We start from the raw sequence: 2,057 nt of genomic DNA on the forward strand, positions 1-2,057 counted from the left end.
GAGCAATGCTCATGACCTGTGGATCGGCCTCGGGCTGGACGCGAAGGGCGTACCTTCCCGAGTGATCGACTTCTGGTCATCGAGTAGGCCGACGTTGCACCGTCGGTCGGGAAGGCACGCCCGTGCTGAGCGTAGTGAACGCCGAGGGAACGACCGAGACCGGCTCCCTGATCGACGACATCGTCCGCGACGGCGCGAGGCGGATGCTGGCCGCCGCCCTGGAAGCCGAAGTCAACGCCTACATAGCCGAGTTGACTGATCAGCGTGACGAGCACGGGCGCCGCCTGGTGGTCCGCAACGGCTACCACCAGCCGAGGAAGGTCACCACCGCGGCCGGATCGGTGGAAGTGAAGGCCCCGAGGGTGAACGACAAGCGCGTCGACGAGGCCACCGGCGAGCGCAAGCGGTTCTCCTCGGCCATCCTGCCGCCCTGGTGCCGTAAGTCCCCGAAGATCAGCGAAGTGCTGCCCCTGCTCTATCTCCATGGCCTGTCCTCCGGCGACTTCGTGCCTGCGCTGGAGCAGTTCCTCGGCTCGGCGGCTGGCCTCTCACCCGCGACGGTCACCCGGCTCACCCAGCAATGGCAGGCCGACCACCAGGCGTTCGGCGAGCGCGAGCTGTCTGCCAGCGACTACGTCTACGTGTGGGCCGACGGCATCCACCTGCGCATACGCCTGCGGGAGGCCAAGTCATGCGTGCTCGTGCTGATGGGCGTTCGCGCGGACGGCACAAAGGAACTGATCGCGATGAGCGACGGCTACCGCGAATCAGCCGACTCCTGGGCAGATCTCCTGCGCGACTGTGCTCGGCGAGGGATGCGCGCTCCCCTTCTCGCGGTCGGCGATGGGGCGCTTGGATTCTGGAAGGCCCTGGCCGAGGTCTTCCCCGAGACGCGCCATCAAAGATGCTGGGTTCACAAGATCGCCAATGTCGCGAACGCCCTGCCGAAGTCCGCCCAGCCCGGTGCGAAGAAAGCCCTGCAGGAGATCTACAACGCCGAGGACCGTGAGCACGCCGTGAGGGCGGTCGGAGCGTTCGCCAAGACCTACGGGACGAAGTTCCCCAAGGCCGTCAAGAAGATCACCGACGACGTGGACGAGCTGCTGGCGTTCTACGACTTTCCCGCTGAGCACTGGATCCATCTGCGGACCACGAATCCGATCGAGTCGACCTTCGCCACCGTCCGCCTGCGCACGAAGGTCACCAAGGGCGCCGGCAGCGCGGCCGCCGCCCTGGCCATGGTCTTCAAGCTCGTCGAGTCCGCCCAGGCCCGCTGGCGGGCCGTGAACGCACCTCACCTCGTCGCCCTCGTCCGCGCCGGAGCCCGCTTCGAACGCGGCCACCTCGTCGAACGCCCCGAAGCCCACGCAGCCTGAACTACCCCACGATCCAGAGATCTTGCCTACTGATCTCGCATCACCTGAGGATCAGGCTGTCGCGGAGAGGAACCCGAGGGCCGTCGCAACGTTCGACGACAAGTCGGTCATCGTATCCAGCACCAACCGGTGATCGGCCCATGAGGCGAAATCCTCCCGCAGACGTTGCACGACCTCCCACGTCGGCTCAGCGAAGCCCTCGATCCCCCGGGACCGGTTCTCCAACCGACGGCGGTGCACCAACGGATCCGAGCACACCACCTCGATGAACACCGCCGGCACACCATGACGATCCGCCAGCGACCGCCACTGTCCCCGCGCCGCTTCCACGGCGTTGACCGCATCGACGATCACGGTTTGGCCCATGCCGAGCACACCATCGGCCACGGCCTCGGCCACGACATACGCCGCCAGGCCCGTGGGCTGGTCACGGGCCACCCCCGCACGCCACATCGCCGCCTCGATCGGGTCCACGGACACGACCGGAGCAGCCAGCTTGCGCCCCAACGCCTCGGCGACCGAACTCTTCCCCGCACCGGGCAGACCCGCCATCGCGATCAACATGACGACACCCTCGCACGCCCGACCGAACCGCCGGCCATCAACGCCCGGACGGCGTAGGCATCCGCATCCCCAGTCATCAAGTCACGCGACGACATCCACAGGAATTGACAATTACTC

Annotated in this window: 2 protein-coding genes; one reads left to right on the plus strand and one right to left on the minus strand. The window is 66.8% G+C overall.

The window, feature by feature from the left end; translation table 11 throughout:
- The first annotated feature begins 122 nt into the window (after window positions 1-122).
- Window positions 123-1,376, plus strand: a complete 1,254-nt coding sequence (locus tag ABT063_RS51895; RefSeq protein WP_119104527.1) for an IS256 family transposase — start codon at window positions 123-125, stop codon at window positions 1,374-1,376.
- Window positions 1,377-1,427: 51 nt separating this feature from the next.
- Here ABT063_RS51895 and ABT063_RS51900 read toward each other — a convergent pair whose 3' ends face one another.
- Window positions 1,428-1,940 carry a P-loop nucleotide/nucleoside kinase family protein gene (locus ABT063_RS51900; RefSeq protein ID WP_351069347.1) on the minus strand — a complete coding sequence of 171 codons (513 nt, stop codon included), beginning with the start codon at window positions 1,938-1,940 and terminating at the stop codon, window positions 1,428-1,430.
- Window positions 1,941-2,057 lie beyond the last annotated feature (117 nt).

It is taken from the genome of Streptomyces sp. NPDC002838 (assembly GCF_040295365.1).
Lineage (GTDB): Bacteria > Actinomycetota > Actinomycetes > Streptomycetales > Streptomycetaceae > Streptomyces.

Bases quoted from the DNA above. Each gene is read 5' to 3' on its own strand.
- ABT063_RS51900 (WP_351069347.1), bottom strand. From the start codon at position 1,940: ATGTTGATCGCGATGGCGGGTCTGCCCGGTGCGGGGAAGAGTTCGGTC.